Source organism: Lentisalinibacter salinarum (genome assembly GCF_040706555.1).
Lineage (GTDB): Bacteria > Pseudomonadota > Gammaproteobacteria > Steroidobacterales > Woeseiaceae > Lentisalinibacter > Lentisalinibacter salinarum.
The window spans coordinates 163,154-178,359 of the sequence record NZ_JAPDRH010000001.1; the positions used below are offsets into that span (position 1 = coordinate 163,154).

General features: G+C 68.6%; 10 protein-coding genes. 3 read left to right on the forward strand and 7 right to left on the reverse strand.

What is annotated here, in order from left to right:
* Positions 1-10: 10 nt before the first annotated feature.
* The 3 genes from ACJMKZ_RS00655 to cysK form a co-directional block, all read right to left on the reverse strand.
* Positions 11-1,417 carry a YfcC family protein gene (locus tag ACJMKZ_RS00655; protein WP_405231211.1) on the reverse strand — a complete coding sequence of 469 codons (1,407 nt, stop codon included), beginning with the start codon at positions 1,415-1,417 and terminating at the stop codon, positions 11-13.
* A gap of 95 nt (positions 1,418-1,512) precedes the next feature.
* The gene (locus ACJMKZ_RS00660) at positions 1,513-2,406 is read right to left on the reverse strand and encodes a fructose bisphosphate aldolase (RefSeq protein ID WP_405231213.1); all 894 of its coding nucleotides are present in this window, start codon (positions 2,404-2,406) and stop codon (positions 1,513-1,515) included.
* Between the two features lie 97 nt (positions 2,407-2,503).
* The gene (gene cysK / locus ACJMKZ_RS00665; RefSeq protein WP_405231214.1) at positions 2,504-3,481 is read right to left on the reverse strand and encodes a cysteine synthase A; all 978 of its coding nucleotides are present in this window, start codon (positions 3,479-3,481) and stop codon (positions 2,504-2,506) included.
* 160 nt (positions 3,482-3,641) lie between these two features.
* Here cysK and ACJMKZ_RS00670 point away from each other — a divergent pair, with 160 nt between their 5' ends.
* Entirely contained in the window at positions 3,642-6,419 is a 2,778-nt protein-coding gene (locus ACJMKZ_RS00670) for a serine/threonine-protein kinase (RefSeq protein ID WP_405231216.1), read from the forward strand.
* A 36-nt stretch (positions 6,420-6,455) separates the two neighbouring features.
* Complete coding sequence (locus ACJMKZ_RS00675) at positions 6,456-7,040, forward strand: ECF-type sigma factor (RefSeq protein ID WP_405231218.1); 585 nt, start codon at positions 6,456-6,458, stop codon at positions 7,038-7,040.
* Positions 7,041-7,185: 145 nt separating this feature from the next.
* Here ACJMKZ_RS00675 and ACJMKZ_RS00680 read toward each other — a convergent pair whose 3' ends face one another.
* The 4 genes from ACJMKZ_RS00680 to ACJMKZ_RS00695 all read right to left on the reverse strand — a co-directional run bounded on the left by ACJMKZ_RS00680 (position 7,186) and on the right by ACJMKZ_RS00695 (position 13,552).
* Complete coding sequence (locus ACJMKZ_RS00680) at positions 7,186-8,478, reverse strand: DUF1302 family protein (protein WP_405231220.1); 1,293 nt, start codon at positions 8,476-8,478, stop codon at positions 7,186-7,188.
* 22 nt (positions 8,479-8,500) lie between these two features.
* The gene (locus ACJMKZ_RS00685; RefSeq protein ID WP_405231222.1) at positions 8,501-11,671 is read right to left on the reverse strand and encodes an outer membrane lipoprotein-sorting protein; all 3,171 of its coding nucleotides are present in this window, start codon (positions 11,669-11,671) and stop codon (positions 8,501-8,503) included.
* Positions 11,668-12,249, reverse strand: a complete 582-nt coding sequence (locus ACJMKZ_RS00690; RefSeq protein ID WP_405231224.1) for an acyl-CoA thioesterase — start codon at positions 12,247-12,249, stop codon at positions 11,668-11,670. Before ACJMKZ_RS00690 ends, ACJMKZ_RS00685 begins: the two co-directional genes overlap by 4 nt.
* Positions 12,250-12,373: 124 nt before the next feature.
* Entirely contained in the window at positions 12,374-13,552 is a 1,179-nt protein-coding gene (locus tag ACJMKZ_RS00695) for an aromatic ring-hydroxylating oxygenase subunit alpha (protein ID WP_405231226.1), read from the reverse strand.
* 100 nt (positions 13,553-13,652) lie between these two features.
* Between ACJMKZ_RS00695 and crtD the strand changes: the two genes are divergently transcribed.
* Positions 13,653-15,146, forward strand: coding sequence for a 1-hydroxycarotenoid 3,4-desaturase CrtD (crtD, locus tag ACJMKZ_RS00700; protein WP_405231228.1), 1,494 nt, complete (start codon positions 13,653-13,655; stop codon positions 15,144-15,146).
* Positions 15,147-15,206: the final 60 nt, after the last annotated feature.

Below are 15,206 nucleotides of genomic sequence, written 5' to 3' on the forward strand. Positions count from 1 at the left end.
CCGGCGCCGCTCACGGATTGAATCCGACGGCGTCGCCGACGTGGATCGTCAGCACGAGGAAAGCAATGGCCAGCGCGAACAGCTTGACCAGGAGCGGCACGATGAAGCGCACCCAGGCGGTGTAGGGGATGCGCCCGAGCGCGAGCGCTCCCATTACCAGCGCGCTGGTCGGGATCACCATGTTGGTGAAGCCGTCGCCGAACTGGTAGGCGAGCACGGCGGTCTGCTGGGGCACGTCGGTGAGCGTGGCCAGCGGCGACATGATGGGCATGGTCACGAAGGCCTGGCCGCTACCGGAAGGGATGAAGAAATTGCAGATGGTCTGCACGGCGAGCATGCCCACCGCCGAGGCCTCCGGCCCGAGTTCCGTCAGCACGCCGGCGATGGCGTGGATCACCGTGTCGATGACCTGACCGTCGGAGAGCACCACCTCGATGGAGCGGGCGAAGCCCACCATGAGCGCGGCCGCGGTCATGTCGGCGGCGCCGCTGATGAAGGTCCGGCTCGTCTCGCCCGCCGGGATGCGGCCGATGATCGCCGCCAGCAATCCGATGCCCAGGAACACCGCGTTCAGTTCGGGGATGTACCAGCCGTACGCCTGTACGCCCCAGACGAATCCGACGATGCCGCCGACGAAGACCGCGAGCACCGCGATGCGGCTCGGCGAGAGCTCGACGTCGTGGGGCGGCTCGAAGCCGGTGGAGTAGTCCACGTGCGCCACCAGGCTGGTGGAGGGGTCGCGCTGCACCCGGCGGGCGTAGCGGTAGAGATGGTGGAAGGCCACGGCCAGGAAGGCGGCCATCATCACGAGGCGGAACTGCCAGCCCGAGGTGATGGGGAGGCCTGCGATGTTCTGCGCGATGATAACGCCGAACGGGTTGGTGCCGGCGCAGGCCCAGCCGATGCCGTAGGGGATCCAGACCATGCCCATCGCCACGATGGCGTCCATGCGCATCGCCAGACTCATCGTCACGATGATGGGCACCAGCGGCACGTATTCCTCGCCCATCCCTATCGTGAACGCCCCGAGGCTGAACATGACCAGGCAGCCGGCGATCAGTATCCAGGGGCTCGCGCCGAGACGGGCGACAGACTTGTGCAGTACCGCGTCGATGGCGCCGGTGCGGCGCAGGATCGCGATAACGCCGCCGACGATGAAGATGAGGAAGATGATGTCCTGGGCGGCGGCCATGCCCTTCGGGATGGCCATGAGGAAGTGCCAGGGCGGTATCTCGGCGCGCTCGTCGGCGGTCACCGGTTCGTAGGTGCCTTCGACCACCATCGAACGGCCGGGGTTGTCCGGATAGGGCTGGCGCTCGAACTGCCCCTGCGGGATGGCATACACCAGCAGCTGGGCCACGACGATGATCGAGAAGATCAGTACCAGCGAATCGATGGACCAGCCGCGTTTGGTCATGCGTCTCCCTGTGGGAGGGCCTTGTAGGAGGGCCTTCAGGCCCGATTGAATGATGGATCGGGGCTAACGCCCCTCCTACCTGTAATCCCCGGGTGTCAGGTCTTCGATGCCTCGAAGATGCTCTGGATGGCGTCGTCGAGCATCCCGTTGAACTCGTCGTCGCTCTGCTTGACCGACAGGCCCTCGGTGAGCGCCCGCGAGAAGCTCGCTACCATGCGATGCTGCTTCTTCAGCCGCTCGTCGGCCTCCTTGCGGCTGTAGCCGCCGGACAGCGCCACCACCTTCAGCACGTTCGGATGGTCGATGCAGTCGGCGTAGAGGTTGTCCACCTCCGGCAGCGTCAGCTTCAGCATCACGAGCCTGCCGTCTGCGAGCTTGTCGAGGTGCTCCATGATGTGCCGGTGCAGGATGGCTTCTGCCTCCGTCTTCTCGGGGCAGTGGATGTCCACCTCCGGCTCGATGATCGGCACGAGGCCGGCGTCGATGATCTGTTTCGCCACCTCGAACTGCTGCTCGACAATGGCCTTGATGCCATCGTCGTTCGCCTGCTTGATCACCGAGCGCATCTTGGTGCCGAAGATGCCCTTGTCCTTCGCCTTTTTCAGCAGCGCGTCGAGGCCGGGGATGGGCTTCATGAGCTGGACGCCGTCCTTCTCGTCGGCCAGGCCCTTGTCCACCTTCAGGATGGGCACGACCCGCTTGACCTCCCACAGGTACTCGGCGGTGGGCCGGCCCTCGATCTCCCGGTCCATGGTGTTCTCGAACAGGATGGCGGCCAGGATGCGGTCGCCGTTGAAAGCCGGGCTGGTGATGATGCGGCTGCGCATCTGGTGGACGAGGTCGAACATCTGATCCTCGTTGGACCAGGCATTCTCGTCGATGCCGTAGAGGCGCAGCGCCTTCGGTGTGCTGCCGCCGCTCTGGTCCAGCGCTGCGATGAAGCCGTCTTCGTTCCTGAATTTCTCGAGTTGCTGATCGAAGTTGCTCACGGTAGGCCTCGTCGTGTGGTTGTTCGTGGGGTTCTGCCGCCATTCTACGTCATGGCGCGCGCCAGGCGGAAAATCGGGCGTCGCCCGGTCCGGGGCGTCAGCCCGCAGCCGGCACGCTCAGGTAGCGCTCGCCGCGGTCGCACAGCACCGTGACGAGGGTATGGCCGGGGCCGAGTTCCCGCGCCACCTTCATGGCCGCCAGCACGTTGGCGCCGGAGGAGATGCCAACGAGCAGGCCTTCCTCTGCCGCCAGGCGGCGCGCTGCCGCCTTGGCATCCTCGGTGGCGATGCGTACGACTTCGTCGATCTCGCCAAGGTCCACGAGATCCGGGATGAAGCCGTCCGCGAGCCCCTGGATGCCGTGCCTGCCCGGCACGTCGCCGGACATGACGGCGGATTCGTTCGGCTCCACGGCGACGATACGCGCCGGCACGTCCGCGCCGCGCAGCGCCCGGGAGACGCCCATCAGCGTGCCGCCGGTGCCCACACCCATCACGAAGGCATCCAGCCGCCCGGCCGTCTGGCGCACGATCTCGGGGCCTGTGGTCATCTCGTGGGCCGCCGGGTTGTCCACGTTCTTGAACTGGCGTGGCAGGAAGACCCGGGGATCCCGCGCCGCCTCCTCTTCGCTCTCGCGCACGGCGGCCTGGATGTCGTTGATCTCCTCCAGCAGCCGCAGCTCGGCGCCCAGCAGCTCGATCATGCGGCGGCGCTCCTCGCTCACCGTCTTCGGCATGACAATGGTTACCGGATAGCCGCGAATCGCCCCGATCATCGCCAGCGCGATGCCGGTGTTGCCGGAGGTGACCTCGAGGATGCGCGAGTCCGGTCCCAGGTCGCCGCGCCGCTCCGCCTCCAGGATCATGTGCCGGGCGATGCGGTCCTTGATGCTGCCTCCGGGGTTCAGGTACTCGGCTTTGGCGTAGACCTGGCAGCCGGTCTCTTCGCTGGCGCTGCGCAGCAGCATCAGCGGCGTGCAGCCGATGGAATCGAGCACGCCGGAGGTCACGAGACAGGTGGGCCGTTCCCGGGGACAGGGGACGAACTGGACGGGCTCGCTGCTGACTGCGGACATCGGACTACCTCGTGTCGGTTCGGGGCGCAGGTCGTCTAGCTATGACAGAACGGCCCGGGCCGGACCATACGTAGTGCCCGTCACCGGGGCGACGAAATTGCACAGTGGACTCCGATATGGAAAATGGAATCGCGACAAGTCGGTGCGGGGGATGCGAGGCATGACCGACGAACGGGACAACGACCCATTCTCGACCGGGGCAGGACTGGACGTCCTGTCCCGCGTTTCCGGAAGCGGCGGCGAGGCGCTGATCGGTCGGGAGCTGGGTGATTACCGGATTACGGCCCTTATCGCAGAGGGCGGCATGAGCCGGGTCTATCGCGCCGAGCGCACCGACGGCAGCTTCGAGCGCGACGTCGCCATCAAAGTCTCGCCGGCGAGCGGTCTCAGCCGGGAGTTCCGGGAGCGTTTCCTGCGCGAGCAGGGCATGCTCGCCGGCCTGAATCACCCGAACATCTGCCAGCTCTACGACGCCCAGGTAACGGAGGAGGGCTGGCCCTACATTGTCATGGAACTCGTCGACGGCGTTCCCGTCGACGAGTGGTGCCGGGAGCGCGCGCAGGACCGTGAAGCTGTCGTCCGACTGATGATCGGCATTGCCGACGCGCTCGCCTACGCACATGCCCGGCTGATCGTACATCGCGATATCAAGCCTTCCAACGTCCTGGTGAATGCGGACGGCCGCCCGAAGCTCCTCGACTTCGGCATCGCCAAGCTCCTGGAGCCGGACGTGACTGCGCTCACCCGGCTCTCGCCGATGACGCCGCGCTACGCGAGCCCCGAGCAGCTCCTCGGCGACGAAGTCACCATCGGCTCGGACATCTACCAGCTCGGACTCCTGTTTTGCGAGATGCTCACGGGCGAGGCGCTGAACCCGGACCAGACGTTGTCGGACGCGATCCAGCGGGCGGCGTCGAAGCACGCGGTGCCGATCCCCGCGGACCTGCGGCGGCGCCTGCCGCGGGATTTGCTCCTTGTCATCGAGCAGTGCCTGCGCGTGGCGCCGGAGGAGCGCTACAGCGATGCCAACGCGCTGAAGCGCGACCTCGAGGCCTGGCTGGGAGGCTTTCCTGTCAGTGCTGCGGGTCAGGGTGCCGCCTATCGCTTCCGCAAGCTCGTCGCACGGAATCGGCCGGCCACCCTGATAACCGTCATCTCGACGGCCGCGATCATAAGCGGCAGCCTGTGGTACACGTACTCGCTGGCCGAGGCCCGATCGCTGGCCGAGCGTCGTGCAGAGACGTCGAACCGCATGCTGCAGACCATGTCGCAGCTGATCTCCGATACTTTTTCCGGCCTCATCGCAGCGAATGCGGAGCGGCAGGTCGGCGGCGCGGTTTATATCGAGTCCGTGCTGCGTGAAACCGTTACCGTGGTGCAGTCCGAACTTGCGACGGAGCCCGCCGCCCGCGCGGAATTGCTGCGCGTGCAGGGCACCATCGAAATGGTCCTCGGCGATTACGGGGAGGCCGCGGAGACTCTCGAGGCGGCTTACCGCCTGACGGACGCCGCTGAATCGCCTTCGGCGGCGATGCAGATCCTGCTCGACCGGACAGAGGCCGCCGCGCGGAGCAAGGACATGAGGACAGCGAGGCAGATGTTGACGGAGATCGAGCCGCTCCTCGAAAGTCACGATTTTTCGCCGACTGTGCGCGCTCGGTATCACCATCAGGTGGGTCAGCTCCTGCAGCTCGAGGGCGAGTTCGCTGCCGCCGTGGAGGAGTTCGAGCGGGCGCTGGAATTGCTGGAGAACCCGGGTGCGGACGGCAGCCGGTTGATGGCCGATACCCACTACGAGATGGCCTTCGCCTACAGCGAGTGGCAGAAGCACGAAGACGCGCTCGCAGCCGCACGGCGTGCAGTGGCCGTGCTGGAGGAGACCGAGAGCCCGATGAGTCATCTTCTGATCGATCCGCTGCGTCAGATCGGCTGGTCCAATCTCAGGATGAGCGATTTCGCAGCGGCCGGGGAGGCCTATTCGCGTGCAATGGAAATCGCGACGGCGAACTTCGGCGATACGCATCCGCTCGTCGGTACGGTACACGACAGTCTGGGTGCGCTGGCCTACTACGAGGCACGCTTCGGCGATGCCATACGCCACTACGAGGAGCATCTGAGGATACTCCGGGTCTTCGAGGGGGAGGATTCGCGCAATCAGGTCACCCCGCTCGTGAACCTGGGCCTCATGTATGTAGACACGGGACGGATGGCCGAGGCGGGGGAGAATCACAGGCTGGCGCTCGCAGCCACGGATCCGTCCCGGCCGGAGGACCGCAATGCGCGGCGCGTCATCATGGCGAACGAGGCGCGGCGCCTGTCGGCGATCGGCGATCACGCGGCGGCGGCCGAGCTGCATGGGGAGGTGCTGGATCTCACCCGGAAGTTGCTGGATGACGACAGCTTCGAAGTCGTGGAGCAGCAATCGTCTTACGGTCTGGCCCTGTTGAGGGCGGGCCGGCCGGAGCAGGGGCGGCGAGAATTCGAGGAGAGTCTGCGCCGCTACGGCGAGATCTGGGGCTTCGACGGGGAGGGCTATGCGGCCTTTGGCGAGCGTGGCTGGCCGTTCGATCTGGCACGGGGCGACGTGGATGCGGCGTTCGGCAAGCTGCGGGCGCGCGTCATGGAAAGGGTGGAAGAGGACAATCTGGACGTCATCTATTGGGCGGAGCAGCTGGGGGTGTACGCGACGCTGTGCCTGCGAAAAGACGATCTTGCCTGTGCACGCCAGGCGCTGGACTGGGCAGCGCTCGGCACGGCGACGGCACCGGAGCATCCATGGTCTTATTTCGTGCAGGTGGTGGAGGCGGAGTACTGGCAGAGACGGGGTGAGCTCGATCGCGCACGCCGGATCGCCGCCGAAGCTCTGTCCGGGTTGACCGCAAAGTATCCGCTGCATGAGGAACGCATCGGGCGTGCCAGGATCGTGCTGGACCGCTGAGGCGCGCGTCAGTCGCCGAGCGGCGCCGGGCTTGCCATGAGGCAGAGCGTCCGGGAAGCTCTGACCATGGCCTCCGAGATCACCATCCTTCTGGAATCATGCCGCGCCGGCGAGCAGGGCGCGCTCGACCGCCTCGCCGCCGTCCTCTACCCTGAACTGAAGGCCATGGCCCGCCGCCGTACCGCCGGCAAACCGGGCCTGGGCGCCACCACGCTGGTGCAGGAGACCTTCCTGAAGCTGCTCTCCGGCGGCGAGCTGCAGCCTGAGGACCGCCGGCAGTTCTTCGCGCTGGCGGCCACGATCATGCGCCAGGTCATCGTCGACGAGGTCCGCTACGCCATGGCAGGCAAGCGCGACGGTCGCGAGGTGACGCTGACCGAGTCCGTCATGCCGGTGGAATCGCAGGAGAAGGCCCAGTTCCTGCTGGAAGTCGACGAGATGCTCGGCATTCTGGAGGCGGAGGATGAACGCCTGGCGCGCGTCTTCGAATGCCGCTACTTCGCCGGCCTGACGACCGCCGAGACGGCCGAGGCGCTCGGTGTCTCCGAGCGCTCGGTCGAGCGATTCTGGTCGTCCGCGCGTTCCCGCATCGCGGAGCTGATGGAGGAGACGAGGCAGTAGAGCTGCCGGCGCCGCCCGGAGGCCGCGTCCGCCTGTCGGGCCGCGCACTCCCGGAACAACGCCTTGCCGCCGCCGGGTACGAGCCGCTCGCGCACGTCCGGGTCGGGGCCGCTGCGCTCCCCCGTCTGCCGAGGGCGCCCGGGCATCAGTAGTAGTGCTCCAGCGAGAGGGTGATGCGATCGCGGTCGGCGAACTGGCCGAACAGGCCGTCGGCGTCTCCGTGGAACGCGTCGAAGCCGACCTCGAGGCTGGTCTCGTCGCCGACCAGCCAGGTGAGCGCGCCCCGCAGCATGCCGTCACCCTGCCCCACGTCGCCGTACCAGCGCAGCTCCGCCGACAGCCGGTCCTGGGCGAAGTTGCGCCGCAGGAACAGCGTGGCGAGCCGGTTCGTGGCCGGCCGCACCAGCCCGGCGGGCGCGGACTGCACGTGGTCCACAAGGTACTGCAGGCTGACGAAGGTGTCGAAGGGGCCGCGGAAGTCGACGCCAAGTCCTGCCGTGTGCTGGTCCAGCGGCTCGGCGGCGAGCACGCCGTCGCGGCGCAGGTTGAACTCCCGGCCGGGCCGCAACGCGAGTTCCGTCCTCAGCACGAACCGCCCGAGGGAGTAGGCGGCGCTTAGTCCGTAGAGCTCACGGCGCTCGTAGTAGCGTTCGAGCACCGGCCCGGCCGGAGAGACCTTCACCCGCCCCAGGGGCTCGAAGTCGGAACCGGAGAGGGCGACCAGCGACAGGTCCCATCCGCCGAGCATGCGCGACAGGCGGAGCCCGAACGCGGAGTCTTCCAGGCCGTGTTCCGGTTCCTCCGTGCGCACGGGCAGGCGCGGCGCACCGGGCGGCGCGCCGTAGCGGAAGCGCGGTGCGGTGAGCTCGAACCAGGCGCCGTCCGTCGGGATCTCGTGCCCCGTGGCATCCGGGATCCAGGCGAACTCCGTGCGCCACGGGCCGATAAAGAGGTCCGCATAGGCGCTCCAGAGGCCGATGCGGGAGTCCGCGAAGTCCGCCAGGATGAACTCGCGGAAGTGCTGGGGATTGAGCGAGTCCATGACCTTCAGGCCGTCGAGGACGCCCCAGACGATCTGTTGCCTGCCGAAGCGCAGCAGTAAGCCGGGCAGGAAGAACTCGACGTAGGCGTCACGGAGTTCCGCGATGACCTCGTCGCCGATGCCTGCCGGCCGTGACAGTGGGGCATAGGTGTCGGTATCCGGGTCGCCCGGCACCAGGCGGTCGCGGCCGTCCCAGACGAGGCGCGCGGAGGCGACCAGCCGGGCGCCGTCGCCGAGTGCGGTCTCGACGGCGGGCTCGAGTTCCAGGCGGGTGCTCAGCGTGTCGTCCGTGCTCGTCGCATGGCCGTAGTGCAGCGCCGTGCGCAGTTCCGCGTTGCCGGCGCCGTGGGCCGTGCCGGTCAGGACGAGCAGTGCGAGCAGAGGCAGGCATCTCATGGCCGTCTCCATTGCCGTCTCCCTAATAGCCCGGGAGCCCGCGCTGCAGGCTGCCTTGCCGGAACAGATGCTCGGGGAGGTCATCCAGGTACTCGACCGTCTCGAAGTCGAAGACGGTCCGCGACTCCGTCTGGTGGTTCACCGCCTCGATGCGGGTGGCCGTCCAGTAGCCGTCGATGTTCTCGACCGCTGCGACAGTGACGGTCTTCAGCAGCCGGCCGTCGACGTCGGTGAAGTCGATCGACAGCGGCAGCCAGGTATTGGCATCGATGACGGCCTCGAAGCCGCCGTAGCCGAGCTCCCGCGCGATGGTCTCGGTGCGCGGCCTGCCGGAAAGGCGGTGGCGCACGCCGGCGGCCGCCTCCTCGCGGCCTTCATAACTGAACTCGTAGTCGGCGAGGTCGAACTTGAGCTCCGATTGCATGTCGCCGTAGCTGAAGTCCGTGCTCTGGAACGATTCCCAGCGCTCGCCTGCGGAGACACGTCGGGACCGCCGCGCGGCCGGGATATAGAACCAGCGATCATCCTCGGCGCCCTCGGCGTGCCGGTCGTGGACGAGGAACGCAGTCCACCTCCCTCTCTTCGGCGCGGTATAGGTGATGCGGGTGCGCCGCATCTCCTCGTCGTTGAGCTTCATTATCACCGCCGTGTGCTCGATCTTCCGGCCGCTTCGCGGCTCGACGGTGATCTGCACCAGCCGTTCCGTCGCGGTGCCCTCCGGCCGTGCGGCGACCCGCTCGGCGATCTCCCGGCCGGTGGGCGTCTCGGCGCGTGACTCCGCCGGCACCGCGCCGATTGAAAGTGCGAGTGCGAGCCCGAGGCTCGCTGCCGCCGCGCCGGTGGATGCCGACGCGGTTCGCGGCAGCCGGCCCCGAAGCCGCTGCCTGACGGCGAACAGCGCGGGCACGATGAACAGCGCCGTGAGAAAGCTCGCGAAGGCGGCCACCGTCACCAGGCCGCCGAAGCGCTGCAGCGTGGGCAGCTCGCTGGTGAGCAGCACCGCGAAGCCGAGCCCGAGGGCGGCGGCGTTGAAGAAGCAGGCGCGGGCGGTGCCCGGCATCGCGGTCGCAATCGCCTCGCCGAGATCCTCGTCGAAAGCCCGCAGTGCGTGCCGGATGCGGTCGATGAGGTGGATGGCGAAGTCCACGCCCACGCCCACCGATATCGCCGCGAACATGGAAGTGGCGGGCTCGAGGAACACGCCGAGATAACCCATGACGCCGTAGAGCACGAGCACCGTGAAACTCACCGGGATGAGCGCGATCACGCCGGCCCAGATCCTGCCGAAGGTGAGGCAGGAGATGGCGAGCACCATCGCGAGCGACAGTCCCACGCTGAGGAAGTGGGAGTCCTGCAGCCGGCTCATCCAGTGGTAGCCGATGTTGACGTCGCCGGCCAGCGTGGCCGTCAGCCCGCCTCGGTCGAACTCCTTCCGCACGTACTGCTGCAGAGCCTGGACGGTGGGCGCCGTCTGCGAGTAGTAGTGGGCATCGAGCACGCCGCGCACCAGCGCCGTGCGGTAGTCGCCATCGATCTCCTCGGCGAGGTCGCCCGGGTCCCCGGTCACCTCGTAGAGGAAGAGATACTGGCCGACGGCGTCGTCGCCGTCCGGCAGTACCCGGGCCGTGCCGGTCTCCTCGATGGCCCCGTGCAGCAGTCCGATGTAGTCCGCTATCGAGACCGTCTTCTGCACGTGGGGCAGCGACTCGAAGTAGTCCTGCAGCGCGAGGATCCGCTCCATCGCCTCGCCGGTCAGCAGCCCTTCGTGTTCGTCCGCCTCCACGATCACGTCGAGGAACGCGGTGCCCGCGAAGCGCTCGTTGATGCGCTCGTCGGCGATGCGCAGGGGCTCGTCCGCGGCGAAGTTCTCCACCTGGGAGCGGTCGATGCGCAGCTGCAGCGCACCGGCGCCGGCCACGACGACGAGCAGGGCGAAGGTCCCGAGTACCAGCGCGGGCCGCGCGGCGCTCCAGTCCCCGATGCGGGCGAAGAAGCGGCCGATCGGGTCGGGCCGGCGCATGCGCCAGTCGGCGAACGCGGGACTGGGCGCGGGCTTCAGCAGAACCAGCGCGTTGGGCAGAACGAGTACCGAGAAGGCCCAGGCGAGGCCCACGCCCAGCATGGCGTACCAGGCGAACGCCGTGATGGGCGGCATGATGGAGGCGATGCCGATGCCGGCGAATCCGGCCATGGTGGTCAGCGTCGTGAGTGTAATCGGCCGCGCCATCTCGACCATGGCCTGGATTACCTGCTCGCGCGCCTCGCCGTCCGGGTGCCGGGCGCGGAGCACGTAGTAGGCCGTGAGGATGTGGATGGCGTCCGCCACGGAGATCGCCACGAGGATCACCGGCAAGGCGTTGGTGATGGCGAAGTAGGGTGTGCCGACCCAGGCCATGATCCCGAGGGCGCCGCCGGCAGAGCCGAGGATTACGAACACGGGTCCCAGCAACGCCGTGGCCCGGTGGAAGGCGAGATAGATGAAGCCGAGGACCAGCAGAAAGACCAGCGGCTGCAGCTTGCGCGCGTCCCGGTCGATGTAGGCCCCGAGGTAGCCGCTGACGGCGGCGGGGCCGGCCACCAGGAGTTCTGCCGGGGCGTCGTCGTATTCGCGCACGAGTTGGCGCACCGCCTCGTAGGTCTCGGCGGCGAGATCGTCGTCGATCAGCTCCGCCATGATGACGGCGCCGGTCTCGTCGTCGCTCACCAGCGCATCGACATGCGGCGGCATCGCGCGCCAGCGCTTTGCGGCGCCGGCGGCGGCCGCTGCGGCGGGCAGGCCGGTGCGATCTACGTAGCGCTCCACGTACACGGCGCCGTCCTCGCCGCGGATCGAGGATTCGGTGGCGATGCTCGCCAGGCGATCGGGGCGGACGTTCGGGATACGCGCCACGCGCTCCGAGACCTCGCGCACCAGTTCCAGTATCTGCGGGCGGAAGACCGAGCCGCCGTCGGTAGTCATGACGGCGATGGCCATCGGCTTGGAGATGCCGAAGAGTTCCTCTGCGCGGTCGTTCGCGAGCACAGAGGGGTGATCGTCCGGGATGAAGGCCTCCACGGAGGTGTCCTTGACGAGGCGCGTCAGGCCGGCGATGCAGAGGCCGATTACCAGCAGTCCCGCTATCAGCGTGACGACCGGGCGGGCGACGACGCGCCGGAAGAAGCCTTCGGTGAAGTCGCGGTCGAGGAACATCATTCCGCTCCCGCTAGGCCGGGCGCCACCGCCCCGGCCTCGGCGGCGTGGGTCGTCGCCGTGTCGAAGATCCGTTTCTCGAGGGTCAGCCAGTCACGCAGATAGGCGGGCGGCGCGGGCCGCTCCGCTCCGGGACGCACCGCCGTGACCACCTCGGCGGCAGGCACCCATTCGCCCCGGTAGCGCATTGCGGCCCGAGTCGTGCCGACGGCCACGCACCGGTCCGAGGCGTCGATGAACGCGTGTTCCAGGAAGAACCACCGATGGTCCCAGTACAGCAGGCGCGTGCGGACCCGGTAGAGCTGAAACACCCGCAGCGAATGGCGGAAACGCACGACGCCGCCGCCGAGCAGTGCGGCCCAGCCGTACTGGCGCATGGCGGCGATAACGCCCATTCGGGTCATCCACTCGGTCCGCGCCACATCCATGATCTGCAGATAGCGGCCGTTGTTCATGTGGCCGAAGGCGTCCAGGTCGTTGAACCAGACGCGGAAGCGGCTCTCGGCCGGCTCCTCGGGGTGTATCCCCGCGCCGAGCAGGCCGTAGAGGTAGGCCCGCAGCAGACGGAAGTAGAGGTTCATTGTTCGTTCTCCTCCGATCTCTGTGGCGGTCCGCGGTCGGGCGGACGCCGTTCATGACTTCCCTGTTGAGAGAGATCGGAAAAAGGACGAAGAATCCGCCAAACGGGGACGGGGGAGGAACGGATCAGTCGCCGAGGCGGGCCTGCACCTCGGCGTGGAACTCGGCCACGGCGGCCTCGGCGGTGCCGAGCGTCAGTTCGGTGACGGCACCGGTGGCGAGTCCCTCCTGGCCGAGGCGGGCGGCGCGGAAGTCCTCCGCCGCGAACACCCCGCCGTCGAGGAGTTCGAAACTTCGGGCCCAGTGCTCCTCGGCCTGGTCGTCGGCCGGCGGCTCGGGGATGAGCATGAAGTCCTCCACCAGCGTGCGGTCCACGGCACGGGGGTAGAGCAGCATCACGTTGATGTAGTCCGGGCTGACGATGATCACCGCGCCCGGGAACAGGCTGTAGGAGAAGGTGACGTAGTGGCGGAGATGAGCCAGGGAATCGAGGTCGGCGGCGCGCAGGAATTCCTCGCGGCCGACTGCGCTGCGAAAGTGGGGCCCGACCCGGTCGCCCGCCGTTATGGAGTCGGCGAAGAACGGCGCGATGGTGTCCTTGTGCAGTCGCTGCACGTGGTAGGACTCCAGGAACGCATCCATGATCAGCTTCCAGTTACCCGCCACGTCGTGGGTGCGGCGCCGGTACAGGTGCATGCCGGGCAGGCCCAGCGCCTCGAAGTCCGCGGGCAGCTCGCCGAGGAAGGCGTCGAAATCCGGCGCGGCGCCATCGAGTGCGGCCCAGACGAGTCCGCCGGCTTCGTGGCAGGGCAGTGCCGCCAGACCGTAGTCCCGCTTGTCCATGCCCGGGAACGTATCCGGCCGCGGCAGCCCGCGCAGGCTGCCGTCCAGATTGTAGGTCCACGCGTGATAGGGGCAGACGAGGGCGCCGGTGCGGCAGGCCTCGCCGCCCTCGACGAGGCGGGTGCCGCGGTGACGGCAGACGTTCAGGAACACGTGCGCCCGGCCGTCGCGGTCGCGGGTGACGAGCAGCGGCACGCCGTGGCCGTCGTGGGTTACCGCGTGTCCGGGCGCGGGCAGCAGGGCCGAGGGCGCCAGCGGAACCGGCAGCCGGCGGAACAGCGCGGAGCGCTCGGCCTCGAAGCGGTCCCGGTCCAGGTAGCCTGCCGCCGGGACGTGCCGGATCCCGGTGCCCGCATCATCGCCGCAGCCGGCCGACTCGACGAGCTCGGCCACAAGGCGTCTCAGCGCGGGTGTCAGCGTCCCGCTGCCTGTCGCTGCGATGTCTGCCGTGTCACTGGCCAAGAGCATCCCCCTCCCGCCGAAAGCTTAGCACCGTTCGGCGCCGGGTACAGGCGGCGCAATGGTCCATAATGTCGGCCGATTCAACGGAGCGGGAGGTTCGATGGGCACGAGACCGCGGGTCGTCGTGATCGGCGCAGGCGTGGGCGGCCTGGCGGCGGCTCTGGAGCTCGCGTCCGCCGGCGCGGCGGTGACCGTGCTGGAGCGTCACGGCGTGCCCGGCGGGAAGATGCGCGAGGTGCGCGTCGGCGGGACGGGGATCGACTCGGGCCCCACCGTGTTCACGATGCGCCGGGTCTTCGACGAACTGTTCGCCGCCGCCGGGCAGCGGCTCGACGATCACCTGCAACTCGACGCCGCGGATCTGCTGGCCCGGCATGCCTGGCCGGACGGCAGCCGGCTCGACCTGTACGCGGACGTGGAGCGCTCGGCCGTCGCCATCGGCGAGCTGGCAGGCGCGGCGGAAGCCGAGGCCTACCGTCGCTTCGCTCGTCATTCCCGGCGCGTGTTCGAGACGCTGGACGAGCCGTTCATGCGGGCCGAGCGTCCCGGCATGTTCGGCCTCACCCGGAAGCTGGGCCTGCGCGGTCTGCCGGACCTGCTGGCGATCAATGCCTTCCGCTCGCTCTGGACGGAACTCGGCCGCCATTTCACCGATCCCCGGCTGCGCCAATTGTTCGGCCGCTATTCCACCTACTGCGGCTCTTCCCCCTTCCGCGCGCCGGCGACGCTGATGCTGATCGCCCATGCCGAGCGCGCAGGCGTCTGGGTGGTGCGCGGCGGCATGCAGAGGCTCGCCGAGGCACTCGCCGGGACGGCGGAGGCCGCGGGCGCGGAGTTGCGTTACGGTTGTCACGTGTCGCGTGTGCTCACCGGCGGCGACGGCAGTGTCGCCGGCGTTGAGGTGGACGGCGGCGAGCGCCTCGCTGCAGAGGCGGTGGTCTTCAACGGCGACGCCGCCGCGCTGGCCGGCGGGCTGCTGGGCGACGAGGTGCGCCGGGCCGTGCCCGGCCGTGTCGCGCCGCCGTCGTCGCTGTCCGCCCTGACGCTCTCGGCGCGGGCGCGGGCGAGCGGCTTTCCGCTCGCCTATCACACGGTCTTCTTCGGCGACGACTATCCGGACGAGTTCGACAGCATCTTCGCGCGCGGTTCGATGACGAAGTTGCCCACCGTATACGTCTGCGCGCAGGATCGTGGGCCGGCGGCGCGGCCCGGCGACGGCGAGGAGCGCATCTTCTGTCTCGCCAACGCGCCCCCCGGCGACATGGATGCGGCTACAGTGGCCCGCTGCCGCAGCCGGATCCTCGCCGCGCTCGAACGCCACGGGCTGGGTCTGGAGCCGGCGGACGGGGCGATGCTGACGACCGCGCCGCCGGATTTCGGTGTGCTGTTTCCCGCGACCGGCGGCGCCCTGTACGGCCAGCCCACCCACGGCTGGCGATCGTCCTTCCTGCGTCCCGGCTCCCGCTCCCGGCTGCGCGGGCTCTATCTCGCGGGCGGCAGCGTGCATCCGGGGCCGGGCGTGCCCATGGCAGCACTGTCCGGACGGCTCGCGGCCGCCAGCGTGCGGGCCGACCTGGGCCTCCAGGGCGCCTGAACGGGCGCGGCGGCCGGCAGCCGTTTTTGACACGGCCCCGAGTCCGGCTGTTACCCTGCG